Below are 22,785 nucleotides of genomic sequence, written 5' to 3' on the forward strand. Positions count from 1 at the left end.
ACGGCGGGAAACGCCTCGGCCCCCTTGAGGCATCAAGGGGGCCGAGGCGTTGCGGGAGGTCAGTCGCCGAGGACGCGCCGCAGGTAGTCGTTGCCGAACATCCGGTCCGGGTCGAGCCGGTCGCGTACGGCCGTGAACTCGCCGAAGCGCGGGTAGACCTCCGCCAGATAGGCCGCGTCCCGGGTGTGGATCTTGCCCCAGTGCGGGCGGCCGGAGTGCGCGGTCATGATCCGCTCGACCGCAGTGAAGTACGAGCGGTGGGGCGTGCCCTTGTAGAGGTGGACGGCGATGTACGCGCTGTCGCGGCCCGAGGCCGTCGAGAGGGCCATGTCGTCGGCGGGTGCGGTGCGCACCTCGACCGGGAAGCTGATCTTCAGCGGCGAGCGCTCGACCATGGCCTTCACCTCCCGCAGCGCCGCCACGGCCTGCTCGCGCGGAACGGCGTACTCCATCTCCACGAACTTCACCCGGCGCGGGCTGGTGAACACCTTGTACGGGATGTCGGTGTAGGTCCGGGCCGAGAGGGCGCGGCTGGAGAGCTTGGCGATCGAGGGGATGGCCGGCGGGATCGCCCTGCCGACCGAACAGGCCACCTGGAAGATGCCGTTGGAGAGCAGCTCGTCGTCGATCCAGCTACTCACCTTTCCGGGCGGGGCGGCCGGGCCGGCGCTGCGGTTGTTGCGCTTGGTGTTGCAGTTGCCGGTGTGCGGGAACCAGTAGAACTCGAAGTGCTCGTTCTCGGCGACCAGCCCGTCGAAGTCGGCCGTGACCCGGTCGAAGGTCATCGGCTCCTCACGGGCGGTCAGCAGGAAGACCGGCTCCACGGCGAGGGTGACCGCGGTGATCACCCCGAGGGCGCCGAGGCCGACCCGGGCGGCGGCGAACACCTCGGGGTGCTCCTGCTCCGAGCAGACCAGCACGGTGCCGTCGGCGGTGACCAGCTCCAGGGCGCGGATCTGGGCGGATATCGACGCCGAGTCACGGCCGGTGCCGTGCGTCCCGGTGGAGGTCGCCCCGGCGATCGTCTGCTCCATGATGTCGCCCATGTTGGTGAGCGAGAGCCCCTCACGGGCGAGCGCGGTGTTGAGGCGCTTGAGCGGAGTGCCCGCCTCCACCGTGACGGTCATCGTCGTCCGGTCGATGTCCCGGATGCCGGTGAGCAGACCCGGGCGTATCAGCACGCCGTCGGTGGCGGCGGTCGCCGTGAAGGAGTGGCCGGTGCCGACCGGCTTCACCGTGAGACCGTCCGCGTGCGCCCGGCGCAGTACGTCGACGAGCTCGTCCACGGACGCGGGGGACTCGGCCCGCGCAGGCCGGGCGGTGACATTGCCCGCCCAGTTACGCCACGCGTTCGTCGTCGTCCGTGCGTAGGTGTCGGTCATCTTCCCCGCGCCCTCCGGTAGGAGCCGGCTTCACGAGCCGGCGGTACCCCAGGAACGCCACCGCCGCCGCGAGCGCTCCCGCCGCGACGGGCACCGCGTACCCCGCCTTCGCCCCGGCGGCGTCGACCACCCAGCCGGCGGCCGAGGAGCCGAGCGCCACTCCGACCGCCAGCCCGGTACTGGTCCAGGTCATGCCCTCGGTCAGCTTGGTGCGCGGTACGTGCGCTTCGACGAGGCCCATGGTGGTGACCATCGTCGGTGCGATGGCGAGGCCCGCGACAAAGAGCGCCACGGCCAGCAACGTGAGGTTCCCGGCCAGTTGGAGGGGGATCATACTCACGGCCATCGCGCAGACTCCCACCAGCCACCTGGTCGCGGGCTTCCCCTTCAGGTGCAGCAGCCCGAAGACGGCCCCCGCGAGGCACGAACCGAGCGCGTAGACGGCGAGCACGAGGGAGGCCGCGGCCTTGTGGCCGCTCTCCTCGGCGAAGGCCACGGTCACCACGTCGACGGCCCCGAAGATCGCGCCCGTCGCCACGAAGGTGATCACCAGGACCTGGAGGCCGGGGGAGCGCAGCGCCGAGCCGCCGGTGTGGAGGGACTTCGGGTGCGGGATGGGCTCGGTGGCGCGCTGCGCGGTCAGCCAGAAGACGCCGACGAGGAGGAACGCGGCGGCGATCAGCGGACCGGCCTCCGGGAACCACGCGGTGGAGAGACCGATCGAGATGATCGGCCCGAAGATGAAGCACACCTCGTCGACGATCGACTCCCAGGAGTACGCCGTGTGCAGCTCACGGCTGGAACCCCGGTAGATCGCCGCCCAGCGGGCCCGAACCATCGACCCCACGCTCGGCACACAGCCCGCGCCCGCCGCGAAGACGAACAGCGTCCAGTCCGGCGCCCCCTGCTGGGCACAGATCAGCAGCCCCGCCACCGCCGCCACCGCGACCAGCGTGAAGGGGCGCAGCACCCGCCGCTGCCCGTACCGGTCGACCAGGCGCGAGACCTGCGGACCGAAGACCGCGGCCGCCATGGCGAGGGTCGCGGTGAGCGCCCCGGCCAGCCCGTAGCGTCCGGTGAGCTGGGAGATCATGGTCACGACGCCGATGCCCATCATGGACAGCGGCATACGGCCGAAGAAGCCTGCTGCGGAGAACCCCTTGGAGCCGGGGGCGGCGAAGATGGCGCGGTAGGGGCTGGGCAAGGGAACTCCGGTGGTGCCTGTCATGCGTGTAGGGGGCTGATACAGCTTACGGCCGGGCGGAGGGAGTCCGACACCGGATTTCGGAGCCTCCGGGGGCGCGGAGCAGGCGTGCGGCCGCCACGGTTTCCGGCTCTTGCCGACGGGGCGTCGGATGTCGGTTGCCGCGCTGTCGGCGGGGGGTGGCAGGATCGATGTCATGTCCGATCTGCGCGATCCCGCTCCTTACGACGCCCTGCTGCTGCTCTCCTTCGGCGGTCCCGAGGGCCCGGACGACGTGGTTCCGTTCCTGGCGAACGTGACCCGTGGCCGGGGCATCCCCGAGGAACGGCTCAAGGAGGTCGGGCAGCACTACTTCCTCTTCGGCGGGGTCAGTCCGATCAACGCCCAGAACCGCGCTCTGCTGGACGCCCTGAGAAAGGACTTCGCCGACCACGGCGTGGACCTCCCGGTCTACTGGGGCAACCGCAACTGGGCGCCGTACCTCATCGACACCCTGCGCGAGATGACCGCCGACGGGCACCGCCGCATCGCCGTCCTCGCCACCAGCGCCTACGCCTCGTACTCGGGCTGCCGTCAGTACCGCGAGAACCTCGCCGAGTCGCTGGCCGCCCTGGAGGCGGAGGGCCTCGACGTGCCGCGCGTGGACAAGCTGCGCCACTACTTCAACCACCCCGGCTTCGTGGAGCCCATGGTCGACGGGGTGCTGGCCTCCCTCGCCGACCTGCCCGAGGACGTCCGCGGGGGCGCCCACCTCGCCTTCACCACGCACTCCATCCCGACCGCCGCCGCCGACGCCTCGGGGCCCATGGAAGCGCACGGCGAGGGCGGCGCGTACGTCGCGGAGCACCTGGACGTCGCCCGGCTGATCGTGGCGGCGGTGCGCGAGCAGACCGGCACCGACCACCCCTGGCAGCTCGTCTACCAGTCCCGCAGCGGCGCCCCGCACATCCCGTGGCTGGAGCCCGACATCTGCGACCACCTGGAGACCCTGCACGGCCAGGGCGTGCCCGCGGTCGTGATGGCGCCGATCGGCTTCGTCTCCGACCACATGGAGGTCCTGTACGACCTCGACACCGAGGCCACCGCGAAGGCCGCCGAGCTCGGCCTGCCGGTCCGCCGGTCCGCGACGGTGGGCGACGACCCGCGCTTCGCCGCCGCCGTACGGGACCTGCTCCTGGAGCGCGCTGCGCGTGAGCGGGGGCGTGAGGTGAAGCCCTGTGCGCTGGGCTCCCTCGGCCCGTCCCACGACCTCTGCCCGGTCGGCTGCTGCCCGGCCAGGGCCCCGAAGCCGGCCGCGGCAGGCGCGGACAGCCCGTACGCGTAGCCCGTACGCACCGACCACCTCTGGGAGCACCGTGACCGACCCCGCCCTGACCGAACTGCTCGACCTCGCCCTGGAGGCCGCGCGCCGCGCCGGAGCCCTGCTGCGTGACGGCCGCCCCGCCGATCTGGGGGTGGCCGCGACCAAGTCCAGCCCCATCGACGTCGTCACCGAGATGGACATCGCCGCGGAGAAGCTGATCACCGGCTACCTCTCCGACTTCCGCCCCGACGACGGCTTCCTCGGCGAGGAGGGGGCCAGCTCCCCGGGCTCCACCGGCATCCGCTGGGTCATCGACCCGCTCGACGGCACCGTGAACTACCTGTACGGCCTGCCGACCTGGGCGGTCTCCATCGCCGCCGAGCGCGACGGCGAGCGGGTCGTGGGCGTCGTCGAGGCCCCGATGCGCCGGGAGACCTACCAGGCGGTCCTGGGCGGCGGTGCGTACGCGAACGGCAACGCCCTGCGCTGCCGCCCGGCCCCGCCCCTGGACCAGGCCCTCGTCTCGACCGGCTTCAACTACGTCAGCACCGTCCGCAGCCACCAGGCGGACGTCGCCCAGCAGCTCATCCCGAGGCTTCGGGACATCCGGCGCAGCGGCTCGGCGGCCGTCGACCTCTGCGATGTGGCGGCGGGCCGGCTGGACGGCTTCTACGAGCGAGGGCTGCACCCCTGGGACCTGGCCGCCGGCGACCTGATCGCCCGGGAGGCGGGCGCGCTGACCGGCGGCCGCCCCGGGCTTCCGGCCGACGGCGACCTCGCGGTGGCCGCCACCCCGGGCGTCTTCGAGCCGCTGCAGGCCGCCCTGGAGGAGCTCGGCGCCTGGCACGACTGACATCCCTGCCCGGCCGAACGCCCTGGTAGAAGCTGTGGGGGCCGCACGGCACAGCAGAGGGCCCCGGATGCCGCCAACGGCATCCGGGGCCCTCTTTCGTACGGCTCAGACGCTTGTGGCGCCGATTTCCACGCCGTGCTCGGCCGCGAGGCGGTGCAGGTCGTCCAGCTCGCCCTGCTCGACATCCGCCAGGAAGTCGTCGCCGTCCTCGCGAGCCCGCGTGAGGTCGGTCTCGGTCGTCTTGATGCGTTGCAGCAGACCTGCGGTGAAAGCGTCCATGATGCGCCCCCTCATCGTGGGTCGGTGGCACGGGGGTGTGCCCGGAATACCTCAGGCCGGGGAGCCGGAGGAGCGGGTGATCTCGCCGCTCTCCGGGGAACGGAGACGGGGCCGTGGGATGCCACGGGCCGGGGCGTGATCGCGGGTGTGAACCCCTCATCCCCATACGCAGACTCAGAGAAACCTCAACTGACCGGTAATTCCGCCCCCTTCCCCGGGTCCGTCCGGCCCAGCGCCGTCTTACCGCCGGTTTATACGCGTTGCGGGCAGGATGGACGCACACAGTCGGCCTCCCTCGGAGGCCGTTCGCCGTGTGAACCCGTAGAAGGACCTAGGGAAGGACTGCGCTGTGCGCGTACTCGTCGTCGAGGACGAGCAGCTGCTCGCCGATGCGGTGGCCACCGGACTGCGCCGGGAGGCCATGGCCGTCGACGTCGTCTACGACGGTGCCGCGGCTCTGGAGCGCATCGGGGTCAACGACTACGACGTCGTCGTGCTGGACCGGGACCTTCCGCTGGTGCACGGCGACGACGTCTGCCGCAAGATCGTCGAGCTGGGCATGCCCACCCGGGTGCTCATGCTCACCGCCTCCGGTGACGTGAGCGACCGGGTCGAGGGCCTGGAGCTGGGCGCCGACGACTACCTGCCCAAGCCCTTCGCCTTCAGCGAGCTGACCGCCCGGGTCCGCGCGCTGGGCCGCCGTACGACGGTGGCGCTGCCGCCCGTCCTGGAGCGGGCCGGCATCAAGCTCGACCCGAACCGGCGCGAGGTCTTCCGGGACGAGGTGGAGATCCAGCTCGCCCCCAAGGAGTTCGCGGTGCTGGAGGTCCTGATGCGCAGCGAGGGCGCCGTCGTCTCGGCGGAGCAGTTGCTGGAGAAGGCCTGGGACGAGAACACCGACCCCTTCACCAACGTGGTGCGGGTCACGGTCATGACGCTCCGCCGCAAGCTCGGCGAACCGCCCGTCATCGTCACCGTGCCGGGCTCCGGATACCGGATCTGAGGACCATGGCCGCCACCCCGCCGCCCCCCACGGCGCCCCCGAAGCCCACCTGGGAGCCCAAGCAGCAGGACCCCCCGTACCCTTGGCTGCGCCCGACCATCCGGATACGGCTCACGCTGCTGTACGGCGGGATGTTCCTGATCGCGGGCATCCTGCTGCTCTCGATCATCTACATGCTGGCCGCGCAGGCCCTCCACGACGCGGGGAGCCTGGAGTTCAAGGTCGGCGGCAACAACGTGCTGATCGCCAGCGACACCTGCCCGCAGCTCGGCGCCGCGACCAACAACGACCAGCTGAACGAGACCATCAAGGCGTGCACGGCGGCCCAGCGGCAGCACGCGCTGGACAGCCTGCTGAACCGGGCGCTCCTCGCCCTGGTCGGCCTCAGCGTGATCGCCTTCGCCTTCGGCTACGCCATGGCCGGACGCGTCCTGTCCCCGCTCGGCCGGATCACCCGGACCGCGCGTCGGGTGGCGGGCACGGACCTCACCCGGCGGATCGAGCTGGACGGCCCGGACGACGAGCTCAAGGAGCTCGCGGACACCTTCGACGACATGCTGGACCGGCTGGAGCGGGCCTTCACCGCGCAGCAGCGGTTCGTCGGCAACGCCTCGCACGAGCTGCGCACCCCGCTGGCGATCAACCGCACGCTGCTGGAGGTCCATCTCTCCGATCCGGAGGCACCACCGGAGCTCCAGCAGCTCGGCAAGACGCTGCTGGCCACCAACGAACGCAGTGAGCAGCTCGTCGAGGGGCTGCTGCTGCTGGCCCGCAGCGACAACCAGATCATCGAGCGCAAACCGGTCGACCTCGCCGAGGTCGCCGACCGCGCCATCGACCAGGCCCGGGCGGAGGCGGTGGCGCGGAAGGTCGAGATCCGCGGTGAGCGGTCCGCCGCCGTCGTCCAGGGCAACGGGGTCCTGCTGGAGCGGATCGCGCTGAACCTCGTACAGAACGCCGTGCGTTACAACGTGGCCGAGGACGGCTGGGTGGAGGTCGACACCTCCGTACAGCCCGGAGAGGCCCTGCTGACCGTCTCGAACACCGGTCCCGTGGTGCCGGCGTACGAGATCGACAACCTCTTCGAGCCCTTCCGGCGGCTGCGTACGGAGCGCACGGGCAGCGACAAGGGGGTCGGGCTCGGCCTGTCGATCGCACGCTCCGTCGCGCGGGCCCACGGAGGCCGTATCATCGCGGAGCCCCGCGAAGGCGGCGGTCTCGTGATGCGCGTCACCCTGCCGGTCTGAGAGGCTGCACGGTGTGACTCTGCACCGAATCTTCATGTTCGCTTTGGGCGGAATTTTCAGGACCCGCTCCCGGGCGAGCCGTGTGTGATCGATCACAGAGCCCCTTTTCGGGTCATCTACGCTCCGTGAGCGCATCCCGTTCGGAAAGCCGGTAATCGTCCGGGTTTTCGGGGGGTGCTATCACGGGAAGTACACGGGGTGGCGCCTGTGAACTGCACCGTCGGGACCGTGTACGGTCCCCATCGCCACCCAAGCCGAGCCTCGCCGAGGCGGCCGGTTGGGTGTCGATTGAGTAACAGACCTTGATGTGAGGCAAAATCTCCGCCTCAGGTCGGGCACAAGTCCGGCCTCTCACGCGTTACGTGCGCTGAGACACCCGCAGAAACCCAAGAGGGGGAGAGCGACATGGCAACGGATTACGACACCCCACGCAAGACCGACGACGACGTGGACCAGGACAGCCTCGAAGAGCTCAAGGCTCGTCGGAGCGACAAGACGGCATCCGCCGTCGACGTCGACGAATTCGACGCGGCCGAAGGCCTCGAGCTGCCCGGCGCGGACCTCTCCAACGAGGAGCTGGCCGTCCGGGTACTGCCCAAGCAGGCCGACGAGTTCACCTGCATGAGCTGCTTCCTGGTGCACCACCGCAGCCAGCTGGCTCGCGAGAAGAACGGTCAGCCCATCTGCCGCGACTGCGACTGAGGTCGGGTCGGCCGTGGCAGGCGACACACCGTTCCGGAAGCGGCGCCCCTGGCGCCGGCACGGACCGGAGGCGAATCAGGGCGGCACAGGCCCGGCAGCAGGCGTCAGCCCGTCTGCCGAGCGGTCCGCCGCCCTGCCGGACCCCTCCGGTGTCCCCGGTCCCGGTAATTCCGGCACCTCCGACGACGACGAGCGGGGCCGTTCGGCCTCGCTCGAAGTGGCGGGGGCGGCAGACCTGCCGGACGGAAGCGGAGAGCAGGACCAGGCGGAGCCCACGACCGGGGCAGGCCGCCTGCACGCAGTGAAACGGGGGGTGCGCAAGGGCGGGGAGAGCGCCCGGGTCCTGGCCGGCCAGCTGGCCGACCGGATCATCGAGACGGCTCCCCGCGTCCCGGTGCGCGATCTCGCCACCCTGCGCAAGCAGTTCCCCGGGCTGGGGCCCGAGGAGCTCGCCGACAAGCTGGTGGCGGGCGCGAGCCGGGCCACCGCCACCGTCGGCGCGGGCATCGGAGCGGCCGCCATGCTGCCCGTACCGCCCGCCATGGTCGCCGAGCTGGCGGCCGAGGTCACCGGCGTCGCCGCGATCGAGATGAAGCTCGTCGCCGAGCTCCACGAGGTCTACGGCCGTCGCCCGCCGGGCCATCTCGCCCAGCGCTCCACCGCGTATCTGACCTCGTGGACGGAGGAGCGCGGCATCGACGTCACCCGGCCCACCACGCTCAACGCGGCCCTGGGCGGCCAGATGAAGCGCGAGCTGCGCCAGCAGATCATGAAGCGCATGGCCCGCAATCTGCCCAACCTGATCCCGTTCATGATCGGCGCCGCCGTCGGCGCCACGATGAACCGCCGCGACACCCGCAAGCTCGCCGACCGGATCAGGAACGACCTGCGCAAGCAGCAGATCCCCTGGGACCGGCTCGCCGAGCTGCCCCCGCTGGAGCGGCCCGCCGTACCGGTGGTGCTGCCCAAGGAGATCGAGGGCTGAGCCCCCGATCGTCCGTACATCCCGCTCGGGCCCCAGGTCCCTCAGGCCGTCGGGACCGCCGTCAGCGCCGCCGCCAGGCCCTTGGGGTCCCGGGTGGAGAGGAAGACGTACGGAGTCGGGTCCTGCGGATCCGTCACCTCCACCCGCACCGCCGTCCCCACGTAGCTGCGCAGCAGCATGAAGGCGCGCGCGTCCGCCTTGTGCGTGCGCCAGGCGCGCGCCTCCTCGGCGTCCAGCACCTCGGGCTCCCCGAGCGCCGAGAGCGGAACACGGGCGTCACCCGCCACCAGCGCCCCGGCCACCACCCGGATCCGGGCGGAGCCGTAACTGCTCACCGCGGCAGCGGCCGCGGCGGTGCCGCCGACCAGCCCGGCGAGCAGCGGCAGGGCCCCGAGAGGCAGAAGCATCAGCGCGCAGGCGACACCGATCCCGAAGGCGATGAACCACCAGGAACGGGGAGCGGTGAGACGTTCGTCGAAGGGCGGTGCGGAAGGCTGCATGGAGCCAAGCTTGGCACGGCGGGACCGGCACACCGCCGCGCGGGTAAGGTCTGCGCCTGTGAGTGGAACATCAGCAGCTCTGACACCTCCGGCCGACGCCGTCGCCCCGGTCCGGCACCCTGACGCCCCCGCCCCCGGCGAACTCCTCGGCGCGCACTACGAGCACTGTTTCGGCTGCGGCGAGGGCCAGCCGCACGGCCTGCACCTGGCGGCGCGGGCCGGCGAGGGCGTGAGCGTGACCGCCGAGTTCACCGTCAGGCCCGCCCACCAGGGCGCTCCCGGCCTCGCCCACGGCGGCGTGCTCGCCACCGCGCTGGACGAGACGCTCGGCTCGCTGAACTGGCTGCTGCGCACGATCGCGGTGACCGGACGGCTGGAGACCGACTTCGTGCGCCCCGTCCCGGTGGACACCGTGCTGCACCTCGACGCCCGCATCACGGCCGTGCACGGCCGGAAGATCTACTCCACGGCCACCGGCCGGATCGGCGGCCCCGATGGACCCGTCGCGGTGCGGGCCGACGCCCTGTTCATCGAGGTCAAGGTGGACCACTTCATCGAGAACGGGCGGCCCGCCGAGATCCAGGCGGCGATGGCCGACCCGGACCAGGTCAAGCGTGCCCGAGCCTTCGAGGTGAACCCCTGATGCGCAGCCCCGTCGACGTACTGATCCGCCTGCTCGACCCGGACGTGCCGATTCCGGCGTACGGACACCCGGGGGACGCCGGGGCCGACCTGGTGACCACCGAGGCCGCCGAACTCGCCCCCGGTGAGCGCGTGGTGCTGCCCACCGGGGTCTCCATCGCCCTGCCCGACGGGTACGCCGCCTTCGTGCACCCCCGCTCCGGCCTCGCGGCCCGCTGCGGAGTGGCCCTCGTGAATGCCCCAGGGACGGTGGATGCCGGGTACCGTGGGGAGATCAAGGTGATCGTGGTCAACCTCGATCCGCGCGAGAGCGTGCGGTTCGAACGGTTCGACCGGATTGCCCAACTGGTTGTCCAGCAGGTCGAGAAGGTGCGCTTCCACGAGGTGGCGGAACTTCCCGGCTCGGCGCGGGCCGAAGGGGGCTTCGGGTCCACCGGCGGCCATGCGTCGGTGGACGTCGCCGAGGGCGGGATCACCCACGGTGGGAACAGCTACGCTTCGGTCGTATCCGACCGGGAAGGACAGTGACGTGTTCGGACGTCGCAAGAAGAGTGGTTCCGCCGAGGACGCGGCGGACGAGGTGCGCGAGGCCGAGCAGGTCGCCGACGAGAGCGCCGACGGGGCCGCGCCGAGCGCCCGCCGGACGAATCTTCCGCCGGCTCCCCGGCCCGACGGACCCTGGGACAGCGCCGAGGTCTCCCAGCCCGGCGAGGGCCGGGTCGACCTGGGCGGCATCTTCGTGCCCGGGGTCGAGGGGATGGAGCTGCGGGTGGAGGTGGCCGGGGACGCCATCGTCGCCGCCACCGTCGTGCTCCGCGACAGCGCGGTCCAGCTGCAGGCCTTCGCCGCTCCCAAGCGCGAGGGCATCTGGGGCGAGGTCCGTGAGGAGATCGCCTCCGGCATCACCCAGCAGGGCGGCGTCATCGACGAGGTCGAGGGCCCGCTGGGCTGGGAGCTGCGCGCGCAGGTCCCCGTACAGCTCCCGGACGGCACCAACGGTGTGCAGCTGGTGCGCTTCGTCGGCGTCGACGGCCCCCGCTGGTTCCTGCGTGGGGTCATCTCCGGCCAGGGCGCGGTGCAGCCGGAGGCCGCGGGCCTGCTGGAGACGATCTTCCGGGACACCGTGGTGGTCCGCGGGGAGGGTCCGATGGCCCCCCGTGACCCGATCGTCCTGAAGCTCCCCAACGACGCCCAGATGGTGCCCGAGGGCATCCAGCAGGAGGAGCAGGAGGGCTCGAAGTTCTCCGGCGGCATGGGCCAGCTCCAGCGCGGACCGGAGATCACCGAGGTCCGTTAGCGGTACGTCACCACAGCATCGCGGCCGGTGGGCCGCACCCCTTTCCGGGGTGCGGCCCACCGGCCTTTCCGCGTCCTTCGGCCAGGGCGTGTCCGGCGGGCGGGCCCGCGCCACCGCCATCAGGGTTGCGTCAATACGGCCCTCACCTGCGCTCCCAGGTGCCGGAGCCATGGATTCGCGGAGTAGCGTCGTCAGCGGCAGCCGCACCCGGCGCCATCGGCCACCGGCACGGACGGCCGCAGGAAGAAGACAATGGGGCCATGGGACGCGGCACACTCCGGATCTACCTCGGCGCGGCACCGGGCGTCGGCAAGACGTACGCGATGCTCGCCGAGGCGCACCGCCGGGTCGAGCGCGGCACCGACTGCGTGGTGGCCCTCGTGGAGCACCACGACCGGCCGCGCACCGAGGTGATGCTGCACGGCCTGGAGCAGGTCCCGCGCTCCGAGATCGAGTACCGTTCCGCCGTCTTCACCGAGATGGACGTCGACGCCGTCCTGGAGCGCGCCCCCGCCGTGGCCCTGGTGGACGAGCTGGCCCACACGAATGTGCCGGGCTCCCGCAACGCCAAGCGCTGGCAGGACGTCGATGAGCTCCTCAAGGCCGGGATCGACGTCATATCCACGGTCAACATCCAGCATCTGGAGTCCCTCGGCGACGTGGTCGAGTCCATCACCGGCGTACGCCAGCAGGAGACCGTCCCGGACGAGGTGGTGCGCCGGGCCGACCAGATCGAGCTGGTCGACATGTCGCCCCAGGCGCTGCGCCGCCGGATGGCGCACGGCAACATCTACCAGCCCGACAAGCTGGACGCCGCCCTCTCCAACTACTTCCGCCCCGGCAACCTGACCGCCCTGCGCGAGCTGGCCCTGCTGTGGACCGCCGACCGGGTGGACGAGTACCTCCAGCAGTACCGGGGCGAGCACGACATCCGCACCACCTGGCAGGCCCGCGAACGCATCGTCGTCGGCCTCACCGGCGGCCCCGAGGGCCGCACCCTCATCCGCCGCGCCTCCCGGATGGCCGCCAAGGGCTCCGGCAGCGAGATCCTCGCCGTCTACATCGCGCGCAGCGACGGACTGACCTCCGCCTCGCCCAAGGAGCTCGCCGTCCAGCGCACCCTGGTCGAGGACGTCGGCGGAACGTTCCACCACGTCATCGGCGACGACATCCCCGCGGCCCTCCTGGAGTTCGCCCGCGGCGTCAACGCCACCCAGATCGTGCTCGGCTCCAGCCGCCGCAAGACCTGGCAGTACATCTACGGCCCCGGGGTCGGCGCCACCGTCGCCCGGGAGTCCGGACCCGACCTGGACGTCCACATCGTCACCCACGAGGAGGTCGCCAAGGGGCGCGGCCTGCCCATCGCGCGCGGTGCCCGGCTCGGGCGGGCCCGGATCATCTCGGGCTGGCTGGTCGGCGTCGCCGGCCCGGTCCTGCTCTCGCTGCTGCTGCTGAGCCTGGAGAACGGCCCCGGCCTCGCCAACGACGTCCTGCTCTTCCTCTTCCTGACCGTTGCCGCGGCCCTGCTCGGCGGACTGCGGCCCGCCCTCGCCTCGGCCGCCGTCGGCACCCTGCTCCTGAACTACTGGTTCACCCCGCCGACCCATACTTTGACCGTCCAGGACCCGGAGAACTTCGTCGCCATCGTGATCTTCTTCGCGGTGGCGGTGGCGGTCTCCTCGGTGGTGGACCTGGCGGCCCGGCGTACCCACCAGGCCGCCCGGCTGCGCGCCGAGTCGGAGATCCTCTCCTTCCTGGCGGGCAGCGTGCTGCGCGGCGAGACCGCGCTGGACGCGCTGCTGGAGCGGGTCCGCGAGACCTTCGCGATGGAGTCCGTCGCCCTGCTGGAGCGGGCCAGTGACGTCGACCCGTGGACCTGCGCCGGATCCGTCGGGCCCGCCCCGGTCGCCCGGCCCGACGACGCGGACGTGGACATGCCGGTCGGCGACAACATGGCGCTCGCGCTGTCGGGCCGGGTGCTGCCCGCCGAGGACCGCCGGGTGCTCGGCGCCTTCGCCGCCCAGGCGGCCGTCGTCCTGGACCGCCAGCGCCTGGTCTCGGAGGCCGACCGGGCCCGCAGGCTCGCCGAGGGCAACCGGATCAGGACCGCGCTGCTCGCCGCCGTCAGCCATGACCTGCGCACCCCGCTCGCCGGGATCAAGGCCGCCGTCAGCTCGCTGCGCTCCGACGATGTCGCCTGGTCGCCGGAGGACGAGGCCGAGCTGCTGGAAGGCATCGAGGACGGCGCCGACCGGCTCGACCACCTGGTCGGCAACCTGCTGGACATGTCCCGCCTCCAGACCGGCACCGTGACCCCGCTGATCCGTGAGATCGACCTCGACGAGGTGGTGCCGATGGCGCTCGGCGGGGTCCCCGAGGGCAGCGTCGACCTGGACATCCCCGAGACGCTGCCCATGGTCGCCGTCGACCCGGGGCTGCTGGAGAGGGTCGTCGCCAACGTCGTCGAGAACGCCGTCAAGTACAGCCCCGGCGCGGAGCCCATCGCGGTGGCCGCCAGCGCGCACGGCGAACGCGTCGAGCTCCGGGTCGTCGACCGGGGGCGCGGCGTCCCCGACGAGGCCAAGGAGCGGATCTTCGAGCCCTTCCAGCGGTACGGTGACGCCCCGCGCGGCGCCGGGGTGGGCCTCGGCCTCGCCGTCTCCCGGGGCTTCGCCGAGGCCATGGGCGGCACCCTGGACGCCGAGGACACCCCTGGTGGCGGGCTCACCATGGTCCTGACCCTGACGGCCGCACCGGGCCGGGAGCAGGCCCGGGACCGGGTGGTGCTCCCGGCCGAGGCCACCTCATGACGGACCCGCCCCGCGTGACGCCCGCCCCCTCCTCCCCGTACAGCCCCTCCCGTAGAAACCCGTACAGCCCCTCCCGCAGAAAGGCAGGTCCGCGATGACCCGGGTGCTTGTGGTCGACGACGAGCCGCAGATCGTACGCGCCCTCGTGATCAACCTGAAGGCCCGCAAGTACGAGGTCGACGCCGCGCCCGACGGGGCGACCGCCCTCCAGCTCGCCGCCGCCCGCCACCCCGACGTCGTGCTCCTGGACCTCGGGCTGCCCGACATGGACGGGGTCGAGGTGATCAAGGGCCTGCGCGGCTGGACCCGGGTCCCGATCCTCGTCCTCTCCGCGCGCCACTCCTCCGACGAGAAGGTGGAGGCGCTGGACGCGGGCGCCGACGACTACGTCACCAAGCCCTTCGGCATGGACGAGCTGCTGGCCCGCCTGCGCGCCTCCGTACGCCGCTCGGAACCGGCCGGCCAGGACATCGGCGAGGACCTCGCGATCGTGGAGACGGCCGGCTTCACCGTCGACCTGGCGGCCAAGAAGGTGCACCGCGCCGGCCGCGACGTACGGCTCACCCCCACCGAGTGGCACCTGCTGGAGGTCCTCGTCCGCAACGGCGGACGCCTGGTCAGCCAGAAACAGCTCCTCCAGGAGGTCTGGGGGCCCTCCTACGGCACCGAGACCAACTATCTGCGGGTCTACATGGCCCAGCTCCGCCGCAAGCTGGAGGCGGACCCCTCGCACCCCCGCCACTTCGTCACCGAGCCGGGCATGGGCTACCGCTTCGAGCGCGGCTGACGCGCACCGGCTCACCCTTTCGAGTGGTCCACCCAGGGCTCAGTGCACGGCCCGCAGGACCGGTACCCTTCGGTTATGAGTGCTGTTCCCCGACACGAGAAGGCCGGCAGGGCGGAGAGGCCTTCCGGGCGCTTCCGCCGTATGCTCGACCGGCTCTCCAGCTCCCAGGAGGACCTGGAGTCCCAGGAGCTGCGGGAGGACACCCAGGCCACCGGATGCACCCGGATATCCGAGTGCTCCGACCGCCAGATCGTGAAGGTGGCTGGTACGTTGCGGACCGTCACCCTCCGACCCCGTGCCGGAGTGCCCGCCCTGGAGGCGGAGCTCTTCGACGGCACCGAGCCGCTGGACGTGGTCTGGCTGGGCCGGCGCTCCATCGTCGGCATAGAGCCCGGCCGCAGGATCATCGCCTCGGGCCGGGTCGCCATGAGTCACGGCCGCCGGGTGCTGTTCAACCCCACATACGAACTCCGACCGCTCGGCAAGGAGTAGCCGGTGACGTCTCTCGACAAGCCGACGTCCGAAACGGACCAGCCCCACCCCACCGACCGTCAGAGCGCCGGCGGAAGGCACGCCGCCCAGCAGGACGCCGCGTCGAAGGCGGTCACCGAAGCCGCCCTCTTCGAGGCCTTCGGCGGCGTGCGCGGCATGGTGGAGACAGTCCTGCCCGGGCTGCTCTTCGTCACGATCTTCACGATCAACAAGGACCTGCACGTCTCGGCCATCGCGGCCCTGGCCGTCTCCCTGGCCCTGGTCGCCGTACGGCTGATCCGCCGGGACACCGTGAAGCACGCCTTCAGCGGGGTCTTCGGGGTCGCCTTCGGTGTCGTCTTCGCGATGATGACGGGCAACGCCAAGGACTTCTACCTGCCGGGCATGCTCTACACCCTGGGGCTGGCGGTCGCCTATCTGGGCACCGCCGCCGCGGGCGTACCGCTGATCGGGCTGATCCTGGGCCCGGTCTTCAAGGAGAACCTCTCCTGGCGGACGCGTAACCCGGGCCGGAAGAAGGCGTACACCAAGGCCAGTTACGCCTGGGGTCTCATCCTGCTCACCAAGTGCGCGATCCTCTTCCCGCTCTACTGGTGGGCCGACACCACCCAGTTCGGCTGGGTGCTGATCGCGCTCAAGATCCCGCCGTTCCTGCTCGCGGTCTACCTGACCTGGGTCTTCCTCGCGAAGGCTCCGCCGCCCATCGACGTCTTCGCCGAGATGGAGGCCGAGGAGAAGGCCGCGGAGCAGGCGGAGAGGGACCGGAAGGCCGAGCAGGCCGCGGCGGCTCTCCGCAACCCGGAGGCGTAAGACGTACGTATAAGAGGGCCCGTAACCGCTGTTGGGCGGTTACGGGCCCTTCTTATGCTCACGCGTCAGCTGTGCGACTACTCACGCGTCAGCTGTAGGACCGCTCACGCGTCAGCTCTAGGGCTGCTCACACGTCAGTCGTCGGACGACAGATCGCGGCGGACCGACAACAGGTCCTCCAACTGCTCCTCGCGCGCCTGGGCCGCCACGAACAGCAGCTCGTCACCGGCCTCCAGAGACTCCTCGGGACTCGGCGTCAGCACCCGCGTCCCCCGGATGATGGTGACCAGCGAGGTGTCCTCGGGCCACGCCACATCACCGACCCGGGTGCCGGCCAGCGCCGACTCCGGCGGCAGCGTCAGCTCCACCAGGTTGGCGTCGCCGTGGCTGAAGCGCAGCAGCCGGACCAGATCGCCGACGCTCACCGCCTCCTCCACCAGGGCCGACATCAGCCGCGGGGTCGAGACCGCGACATCGACGCCCCAGGACTCGTTGAAGAGCCACTCGTTCTTCGGGTGGTTCACCCGTGCCACGACGCGCGGCACGCCGTACTCGGTCTTCGCGAGCAGCGAGACGACCAGGTTCACCTTGTCGTCGCCCGTCGCCGCGATCACCACGTTGCAGCGCTGGAGGGCCGCCTCGTCCAGCGAGGTGATCTCGCAGGCGTCCGCGAGCAGCCACTCCGCCGACGGGACCCGCTCCACCGAGATGGCACTGGGCGCCTTGTCGATGAGTAGCACCTCGTGCCCGTTCTCCAGCAGTTCGGTGGCGATGGAACGGCCCACCGCGCCCGCCCCGGCAATCGACACACGCATCAGTGACCGCCCTCCTCAGGACCCTCGGCGAAGGCCTCTTCGACCTTGGCGATCTCATCCGTACGCATCATCACGTGGACCAGGTCGCCCTCCTGCAGGACGGTCTGCGACGTCGGCAGGATGGCCTCGCCCAGCCTGGTGAGGAAGGCGACGCGGACGCCGGTCTGCTCCTGGAGCGTGCTGATCCGGTGGCCGATCCACGACGGTGTCGTGTGCACCTCGGCGAGCTGCACACCCCCGCTCGGATCGCGCCACAGCGGCTCCGCGCCCGAGGGCAGCAGCCGCCGCAGCATCTGATCCGCCGTCCAGCGGACCGTGGCCACGGTGGGGATGCCGATCCGCTGGTAGACCTCGGCCCGCTTCGGGTCGTAGATGCGGGCCGCGACGTTCTCGATGGAGAACATCTCGCGGGCCACACGGGCCGCGATGATGTTGGAGTTGTCGCCGCTGCTGACCGCGGCGAACGCCCCGGCGTCCTCGATGCCGGCCTCGCGGAGGGTGTCCTGGTCGAAGCCGACCCCGGTGACCCGGCGGCCGCCGAATCCGGACCCGAGACGGCGGAAGGCCGTGGGGTCCTGGTCGATCACCGCGACCGTGTGCCCCTGCTGCTCCAGGGTCTGCGCGAGTGCGGCTCCGACGCGCCCGCAGCCCATGATGACGATGTGCACCGTTCGCCTACCTCGCAGTCCTGGTCAACCGGCTGACCTGCGAAAACACGCTGCTCACACTTCTCTCTCAGCTTGCCGGGCAAACAACGGGGCAACGACTTCGGCGTTGCCCGGGGATGAGCTTATGCCGCGGAGGGACCGCTGTTTCCTCCGAGTGTGCGTTGCCCCGGACACATGGGCAAAGGGGGAGTAAAAGCGCTGCGCTGTTCGCAAGGATTGCGTTAAGGATTACGGCTGAATTCTGCTCCCGCCGCAGGAGAACAGGGGTGTCACGCCGATCAGGCGCGCTTGACCGGCACGGCGGCCGCTTACGATCCTCGACGTGTCCAAACTGACCGACGTGCCCAAAAGGATCCTGATCGGGCGGGCGCTGCGCAGCGACAAGCTGGGGGAGACCCTTCTCCCCAAGCGCATCGCGCTCCCCGTCTTCGCATCCGACCCGCTGTCCTCGGTGGCGTACGCACCCGGAGAAGTCCTCCTCGTGCTGTCCATCGCGGGTGTGTCGGCGTACCACTTCAGCCCGTGGATCGCGGTGGCCGTCGTGGTCCTCATGTTCACGGTCGTCGCCTCCTACCGGCAGAACGTCCACGCGTACCCGAGCGGCGGCGGCGACTACGAGGTCGCCACCACCAACCTCGGGCCCCGGGCCGGACTGACCGTCGCCAGCGCGCTGCTGGTCGACTACGTCCTCACCGTGGCCGTGTCGATCTCCGCCGGTGTGGAGAACCTGGGCTCCGCGATCCCCTTCGTCATCGAGCACAAGACGCTCTGCGCGATCGGCGCCATCGTGCTGCTCACGCTGATGAACCTGCGCGGGGTCAAGGAGTCGGGGAAGCTGTTCGCCGTCCCGACCTACCTCTTCGTGGCGGGCGTCTTCCTCATGCTGCTGTGGGGCGCGTTCCGGGGCCTGGTCCTCGGCGACGCGATGCACGCCCCGACCTCCGAGCTGGAGATCAAGCCCGAGCACCAGGGCCTTGCCGGCTTCGCGCTCCTCTTCCTCCTCCTGCGTGCCTTCTCCTCCGGCTGCGCCGCCCTCACCGGCGTCGAGGCGATCAGCAACGGGGTGCCCGCCTTCCGCAAGCCGAAGTCCAAGAACGCCGCGACGACCCTCGCGATGATGGGCCTGCTCGCCGTCACCATGTTCTGCGGAATCATCGCCCTGGCCATGACCACCGATGTCAAGATGGCCGAGAACCCGGCCGTCGACCTGCTCCGCGACGGCGTCCCGGTCGGCGAGAGCTACACCCAGGACCCGGTGATCGCCCAGGTGGCCGAGGCGGTCTTCGGCCATGGCTCGTTCCTGTTCATGATGCTCGCCGCGGCCACCGCGCTGGTCCTCTTCCTGGCCGCGAACACCGCGTACAACGGCTTCCCGCTCCTCGGCTCGATCCTTGCCCAGGACCGCTACCTGCCGCGCCAGCTCCACACCCGCGGCGACCGGCTCGCCTTCTCCAACGGCATCGTGCTGCTGGCCGGCGCCGCCATCCTGCTGGTCGGGATCTACGGAGCCGACTCCACGCGCCTGATCCAGCTGTACATCGTCGGCGTCTTCGTCTCCTTCACCCTCAGCCAGACCGGCATGGTGCGGCACTGGAACCGCCTGCTGGCCGACGAGAGCGACCCGGCCAAGCGCCGGCACATGATCCGGTCCCGCGCCATCAACGCCTTCGGCGCCTTCTTCTGCGGCGTGGTCCTGGTGATCGTCCTCGCCACCAAGTTCAGCCACGGCGCCTGGGTCGCCCTGCTCGGCATGGTGATCTTCTACGGCACGATGACCGCGATCCGGAAGCACTACGACCGGGTGGCCGCCGAGATCTCCGCCGAGAACGCCTCCCCGGACGAGACGATCCGCCCCTCCCGCGTCCACGCGATCGTGCTGGTCTCCAAGCTGCACCGCCCGACCCTGCGCGCCCTCACCTACGCCAAGCTGATCCGCGCCGACCACCTGGAGGCGCTCTCCATCAGCGTCGACCCGGACGAGACGAAGGCCCTGCGCGAGGACTGGGAACGGCGCGGCATCGACGTACCGCTCAAGATCCTCGACTCGCCCTACCGCGAGGTGACGCGCCCGGTCATCGAGTACGTGAAGGGCCTGCGGCGGCAGAGCCCGCGCGACGTGGTCAGCGTGTACATCCCGGAGTACGTGGTCGGCCACTGGTACGAGCACCTGCTCCACAACCAGAGCGCCCTGCGCCTCAAGGGCCGTCTGCTGTTCACCCCGGGCGTGATGGTCACCTCCGTCCCGTACCAGCTCCAGTCCTCCGAGGCGGCGAAGAAGCGGGCGCGCAGGCGGGCGGACTGGAGCGCACCGGGTTCGGTACGGCGGGGCCCGGTGGAACGCCGGCACAAGGAGCCGGGCCGGAAGGGCTGAGGCGGGGGCGGCCGGTCGTGGTCGGCGTCCTGACCACACCCACGTAGACTGGACGGCTGTTGTCCGGCCGCAGGCCCGACCGTTTGCCCCCTTCCTCCCTGGAGCCTCCCCTCATGCAGAACGCACCCACGTCGTCGCTGGTCGGGGAGGAGTACGAGGTCGAGGTCGGTCCCGTCGCACACGGCGGCCACTGCATCGCCCGTACCGCCGAGAACCAGGTCCTCTTCGTCCGTCACACGCTGCCCGGCGAGAAGATCATCGCCAAGGTCACCGACGGCGACACGGACTCCCGCTTCCTGCGGGCCGACGCGGTACGGATCCTGGAGCCGTCCAAGGACCGGGTCGAGGCCCCGTGCCCGTACGCCGGCCCCGGCATGTGCGGCGGCTGCGACTGGCAGCACGCCAAGCCCGGCGCGCAGCGCCGCCTCAAGGGCGAGGTGATCGCCGAGCAGCTCCAGCGCCTGGCGGGCCTGACGCCCGAGGAGGCCGGCTGGGACGGCACGGTCATGCCCGCCGAGGGCGACAAGCTCCCGCCGGGCGAGGTCCCCGCGTGGCGCACCCGCGTCCAGTACACCGTCGACGCGGACGGCCGGGCGGGTCTGCGCAAGCACCGCTCGCACGACGTCCAGCCGGTCGACCGCTGCCTGATCGCCGCACCCGGCGTCGCGGAACTCGGCGTCGAGAAGCGCGAATGGCCGCAGATCGCCGCAGTCGAGGCCATCACCGCGACCGGCTCCAACGACCGCCAGGTCATCCTCACCCCGAAGCCCGGCGGCCGGCTCCCCCTGGTCGAGCTGGACAAGCCGGTCTCCGTACTCCGGGTCGAGGAGCACGACGGCGGCGTCCACCGCGTCCACGGCCGCGCCTTCGTCCGCGAACGCGCCGACGACCGCACGTACCGCGTCGGCTCCGGCGGCTTCTGGCAGGTCCACCCGCAGGCGGCCAACACCCTGGTCCGCGCGGTCATGCAGGGCCTGCTGCCCCGCAAGAACGACACGGCCCTCGACCTCTACTGCGGCGTCGGCCTCTTCGCCGGAGCCATCGGCCAGCGCATCGGCGAGAAGGGCGCGGTGCTCGGCATCGAGTCCGGCAAGCGCGCGGTCGAGGACGCCCGCCACAACCTCAAGGACCTGGACCGGGTCCGCATCGAACAGGGCAAGGTCGACCAGGTCCTGCCCCGCACGGGCATCACGGAGTGCGACCTGATCGTCCTGGACCCGCCCCGCGCGGGCGCGGGCAAGCAGGTGGTCAAGCACCTGGTGTCGCTGGGGGCGCGCCGTGTCGCGTACGTCGCCTGCGACCCGGCGGCGCTGGCGCGGGACCTGGCGTACTTCGCGGAGGGCGGGTACCGGGTGCGGACGCTGCGGGCGTTCGATCTGTTTCCGATGACGCACCATGTGGAGTGCGTGGCGATTCTTGAGCCTGCGGACAAGGGTGCCTGAAATGCCGCTTTGTGGTTCGGGTGGGTTGCTCGACCTGTTTCCCTTCGTGCGGCGGGTCGAGGGGACGGATCACCCCTCGTGCATTCCTGACCTGCGAATTCATCAGGGGGGCGCTTGCGTCGGCGACACCTTCAGGGTCGAGATCGGAGAGTCCTGACGCTCGTGTGGCGCTCGCAGGTCCGCCCTGTTCTGAGTCGTCGTGTGCATCGGCTGTCTGCGGGACGCGGTCAGCCGCCGTGCGACTGTTTGTGGAACCGGCCGTCGACCCAAGGGGATGCACGGAGGTCTCTGTCCCGACGTGGCCTGCTTCGCCTGCGTGAGTCAGTAGGCCGAGGCAAGCGAGCGTAGCTTCTGGACTGGGGCCCCTGTCGGCTGTGCCGGCGCGCGTGCCCAGGATCACCTTGGGAGCTGGGTCAGAGGCCCACCGATCCGTTGCCTGGACGCTCTGCGGGTGTTTTGACCGGTCAGTTCAGAAGAGGTCGAGCTCTGCAGACTCGACTGCACCCAGTAGTCGGCATTCTCCGGTATTTCCGTCAACGAGCAGGTAGCACGTACCCGCAGCTATGTCCCGGAGGCCTCCGTCACGGAGAGGCAGCTGACTGGCAGTCGAAAAGGAAGTTGCTTCCCACTTGGGCGCGTTTCCCTTCGACGAGATTGTCGCTGTCGGTGAAGGGCTCGGCCCATGAGACCAGCGTTCGGCCACCTGATTGAGGTGGCCGGACGCTGCGTCTCCCGCCTGGATCTCGGGACCTGCGGATTGCCTTCCCTTGGAGCTAGTCAGCCAAGACCAGCTCGTCAGGGCCATCCATCCCAGCCGTCCTGACTACCGCCCGGCAGAACTCCGCGGGGGGGCAGTAGCGGTGCTCCGTGATGTAGTGGATGACGAGGTTGGGGGCCGAGTAGACAGTGCCGTCGGTGTCCTGAGCCCGGATCTCAGCGGAGCCGAGCCACACCTGGGTGTCGAAGGCCGGACCACCAAGGATGACGGGCCGTTCGGTGGAGCAGAACTCGCAGTCGTGAACACCGCGCGTCTGGTTGTCGTAGGCACTGCTGAGGGCCTTCAACGCATCGATCACACGGTCATCCACGATCCCGGTGCGGTAAGCACAATCGGGCGCCAACCAGCCGACGTTGAGCATCTCCTGGTCCGATGTGTCGTACACGTAGGCGGTCATGTCGGGGAAGTGTGGCAT

General features: G+C 70.8%; 22 protein-coding genes. 15 read left to right on the forward strand and 7 right to left on the reverse strand.

Annotation, left to right across the window (positions count from 1 at the left end; translation table 11 throughout):
• Positions 1-59: 59 nt before the first annotated feature.
• Together ACFWRT_RS16105 and ACFWRT_RS16110 are read right to left on the reverse strand one after the other, a co-directional pair.
• A complete protein-coding gene (locus ACFWRT_RS16105; protein ID WP_380949835.1) occupies positions 60-1,382 on the reverse strand; it encodes a D-arabinono-1,4-lactone oxidase in 1,323 nt (440 codons plus the stop codon).
• On the reverse strand, positions 1,339-2,586 hold the full coding sequence (locus ACFWRT_RS16110; RefSeq protein WP_380949922.1) for an MFS transporter: 1,248 nt from the start codon (positions 2,584-2,586) through the stop codon (positions 1,339-1,341). The genes ACFWRT_RS16105 and ACFWRT_RS16110 overlap by 44 nt, the downstream gene beginning before the upstream one ends.
• 196 nt (positions 2,587-2,782) lie before the next feature.
• Here ACFWRT_RS16110 and ACFWRT_RS16115 point away from each other — a divergent pair, with 196 nt between their 5' ends.
• Together ACFWRT_RS16115 and ACFWRT_RS16120 are read left to right on the forward strand one after the other, a co-directional pair.
• Positions 2,783-3,910 carry a ferrochelatase gene (locus tag ACFWRT_RS16115; RefSeq protein WP_380949834.1) on the forward strand — a complete coding sequence of 376 codons (1,128 nt, stop codon included), beginning with the start codon at positions 2,783-2,785 and terminating at the stop codon, positions 3,908-3,910.
• 31 nt (positions 3,911-3,941) lie between these two features.
• The gene (locus ACFWRT_RS16120) at positions 3,942-4,742 is read left to right on the forward strand and encodes an inositol monophosphatase family protein (RefSeq protein WP_380949833.1); all 801 of its coding nucleotides are present in this window, start codon (positions 3,942-3,944) and stop codon (positions 4,740-4,742) included.
• A gap of 105 nt (positions 4,743-4,847) precedes the next feature.
• On the opposite strand, the gene ACFWRT_RS16125 is transcribed toward ACFWRT_RS16120, so the two are convergent.
• A complete protein-coding gene (locus tag ACFWRT_RS16125; protein ID WP_380949832.1) occupies positions 4,848-5,021 on the reverse strand; it encodes a hypothetical protein in 174 nt (57 codons plus the stop codon).
• 349 nt (positions 5,022-5,370) lie between these two features.
• Here ACFWRT_RS16125 and ACFWRT_RS16130 point away from each other — a divergent pair, with 349 nt between their 5' ends.
• From ACFWRT_RS16130 to ACFWRT_RS16145, 4 genes are all read left to right on the forward strand, one after another.
• On the forward strand, positions 5,371-6,024 hold the full coding sequence (locus tag ACFWRT_RS16130; protein WP_018516262.1) for a response regulator transcription factor: 654 nt from the start codon (positions 5,371-5,373) through the stop codon (positions 6,022-6,024).
• Between the two features lie 5 nt (positions 6,025-6,029).
• A complete protein-coding gene (locus tag ACFWRT_RS16135; protein WP_380949831.1) occupies positions 6,030-7,271 on the forward strand; it encodes a sensor histidine kinase in 1,242 nt (413 codons plus the stop codon).
• A 405-nt stretch (positions 7,272-7,676) separates the two neighbouring features.
• Positions 7,677-7,973 carry a DUF4193 domain-containing protein gene (locus ACFWRT_RS16140; protein WP_003965732.1) on the forward strand — a complete coding sequence of 99 codons (297 nt, stop codon included), beginning with the start codon at positions 7,677-7,679 and terminating at the stop codon, positions 7,971-7,973.
• Positions 7,974-7,986: 13 nt separating this feature from the next.
• Entirely contained in the window at positions 7,987-8,958 is a 972-nt protein-coding gene (locus ACFWRT_RS16145) for a hypothetical protein (RefSeq protein WP_380949830.1), read from the forward strand.
• A 41-nt stretch (positions 8,959-8,999) separates the two neighbouring features.
• Here the strand turns inward: ACFWRT_RS16145 and ACFWRT_RS16150 are convergent, their stop codons facing one another.
• Positions 9,000-9,458, reverse strand: a complete 459-nt coding sequence (locus ACFWRT_RS16150) for a DUF3093 domain-containing protein (protein ID WP_380949829.1) — start codon at positions 9,456-9,458, stop codon at positions 9,000-9,002.
• A 58-nt stretch (positions 9,459-9,516) separates the two neighbouring features.
• Here ACFWRT_RS16150 and ACFWRT_RS16155 point away from each other — a divergent pair, with 58 nt between their 5' ends.
• The 7 genes from ACFWRT_RS16155 (at position 9,517) to ACFWRT_RS16185 (ending at position 16,296) form a co-directional block, all read left to right on the forward strand.
• The gene (locus tag ACFWRT_RS16155; protein WP_380949828.1) at positions 9,517-10,101 is read left to right on the forward strand and encodes a PaaI family thioesterase; all 585 of its coding nucleotides are present in this window, start codon (positions 9,517-9,519) and stop codon (positions 10,099-10,101) included.
• Positions 10,101-10,628, forward strand: coding sequence for a dUTP diphosphatase (gene dut, locus ACFWRT_RS16160; protein ID WP_018488271.1), 528 nt, complete (start codon positions 10,101-10,103; stop codon positions 10,626-10,628). Before ACFWRT_RS16155 ends, dut begins: the two co-directional genes overlap by 1 nt.
• A 1-nt stretch (position 10,629) precedes the next feature.
• The gene (locus tag ACFWRT_RS16165) at positions 10,630-11,397 is read left to right on the forward strand and encodes a DUF3710 domain-containing protein (RefSeq protein WP_380949827.1); all 768 of its coding nucleotides are present in this window, start codon (positions 10,630-10,632) and stop codon (positions 11,395-11,397) included.
• Positions 11,398-11,657: 260 nt separating this feature from the next.
• A complete protein-coding gene (locus ACFWRT_RS16170; RefSeq protein ID WP_380949826.1) occupies positions 11,658-14,207 on the forward strand; it encodes an ATP-binding protein in 2,550 nt (849 codons plus the stop codon).
• A gap of 94 nt (positions 14,208-14,301) precedes the next feature.
• Complete coding sequence (locus ACFWRT_RS16175; protein ID WP_380949825.1) at positions 14,302-14,994, forward strand: response regulator; 693 nt, start codon at positions 14,302-14,304, stop codon at positions 14,992-14,994.
• A 75-nt stretch (positions 14,995-15,069) separates the two neighbouring features.
• Positions 15,070-15,486 (forward strand): OB-fold nucleic acid binding domain-containing protein, encoded by a 417-nt coding sequence (locus tag ACFWRT_RS16180; protein WP_078533286.1) that lies wholly within the window; start codon positions 15,070-15,072, stop codon positions 15,484-15,486.
• A gap of 3 nt (positions 15,487-15,489) precedes the next feature.
• A complete protein-coding gene (locus ACFWRT_RS16185; protein ID WP_380949824.1) occupies positions 15,490-16,296 on the forward strand; it encodes a DUF3159 domain-containing protein in 807 nt (268 codons plus the stop codon).
• A gap of 134 nt (positions 16,297-16,430) precedes the next feature.
• Here the strand turns inward: ACFWRT_RS16185 and ACFWRT_RS16190 are convergent, their stop codons facing one another.
• On the reverse strand, positions 16,431-17,111 hold the full coding sequence (locus ACFWRT_RS16190; RefSeq protein ID WP_030571485.1) for a potassium channel family protein: 681 nt from the start codon (positions 17,109-17,111) through the stop codon (positions 16,431-16,433).
• Positions 17,111-17,779, reverse strand: a complete 669-nt coding sequence (locus ACFWRT_RS16195; RefSeq protein ID WP_380949823.1) for a potassium channel family protein — start codon at positions 17,777-17,779, stop codon at positions 17,111-17,113. The genes ACFWRT_RS16190 and ACFWRT_RS16195 overlap by 1 nt, the downstream gene beginning before the upstream one ends.
• A gap of 322 nt (positions 17,780-18,101) precedes the next feature.
• Between ACFWRT_RS16195 and ACFWRT_RS16200 the strand changes: the two genes are divergently transcribed.
• On the forward strand, positions 18,102-20,150 hold the full coding sequence (locus ACFWRT_RS16200; RefSeq protein WP_380949822.1) for an APC family permease: 2,049 nt from the start codon (positions 18,102-18,104) through the stop codon (positions 20,148-20,150).
• 113 nt (positions 20,151-20,263) lie between these two features.
• A complete protein-coding gene (locus ACFWRT_RS16205) occupies positions 20,264-21,592 on the forward strand; it encodes a class I SAM-dependent RNA methyltransferase (RefSeq protein ID WP_380949821.1) in 1,329 nt (442 codons plus the stop codon).
• Positions 21,593-22,365: 773 nt separating this feature from the next.
• On the opposite strand, the gene ACFWRT_RS16210 is transcribed toward ACFWRT_RS16205, so the two are convergent.
• Complete coding sequence (locus tag ACFWRT_RS16210) at positions 22,366-22,767, reverse strand: DUF7919 family protein (RefSeq protein WP_380949820.1); 402 nt, start codon at positions 22,765-22,767, stop codon at positions 22,366-22,368.
• Between the last annotated feature and the right edge of the window lie 18 nt (positions 22,768-22,785).

Origin of the sequence: Streptomyces cyaneofuscatus, assembly GCF_042718795.1 — a bacterium.
GTDB classification, from domain to species: domain Bacteria; phylum Actinomycetota; class Actinomycetes; order Streptomycetales; family Streptomycetaceae; genus Streptomyces; species Streptomyces cyaneofuscatus_A.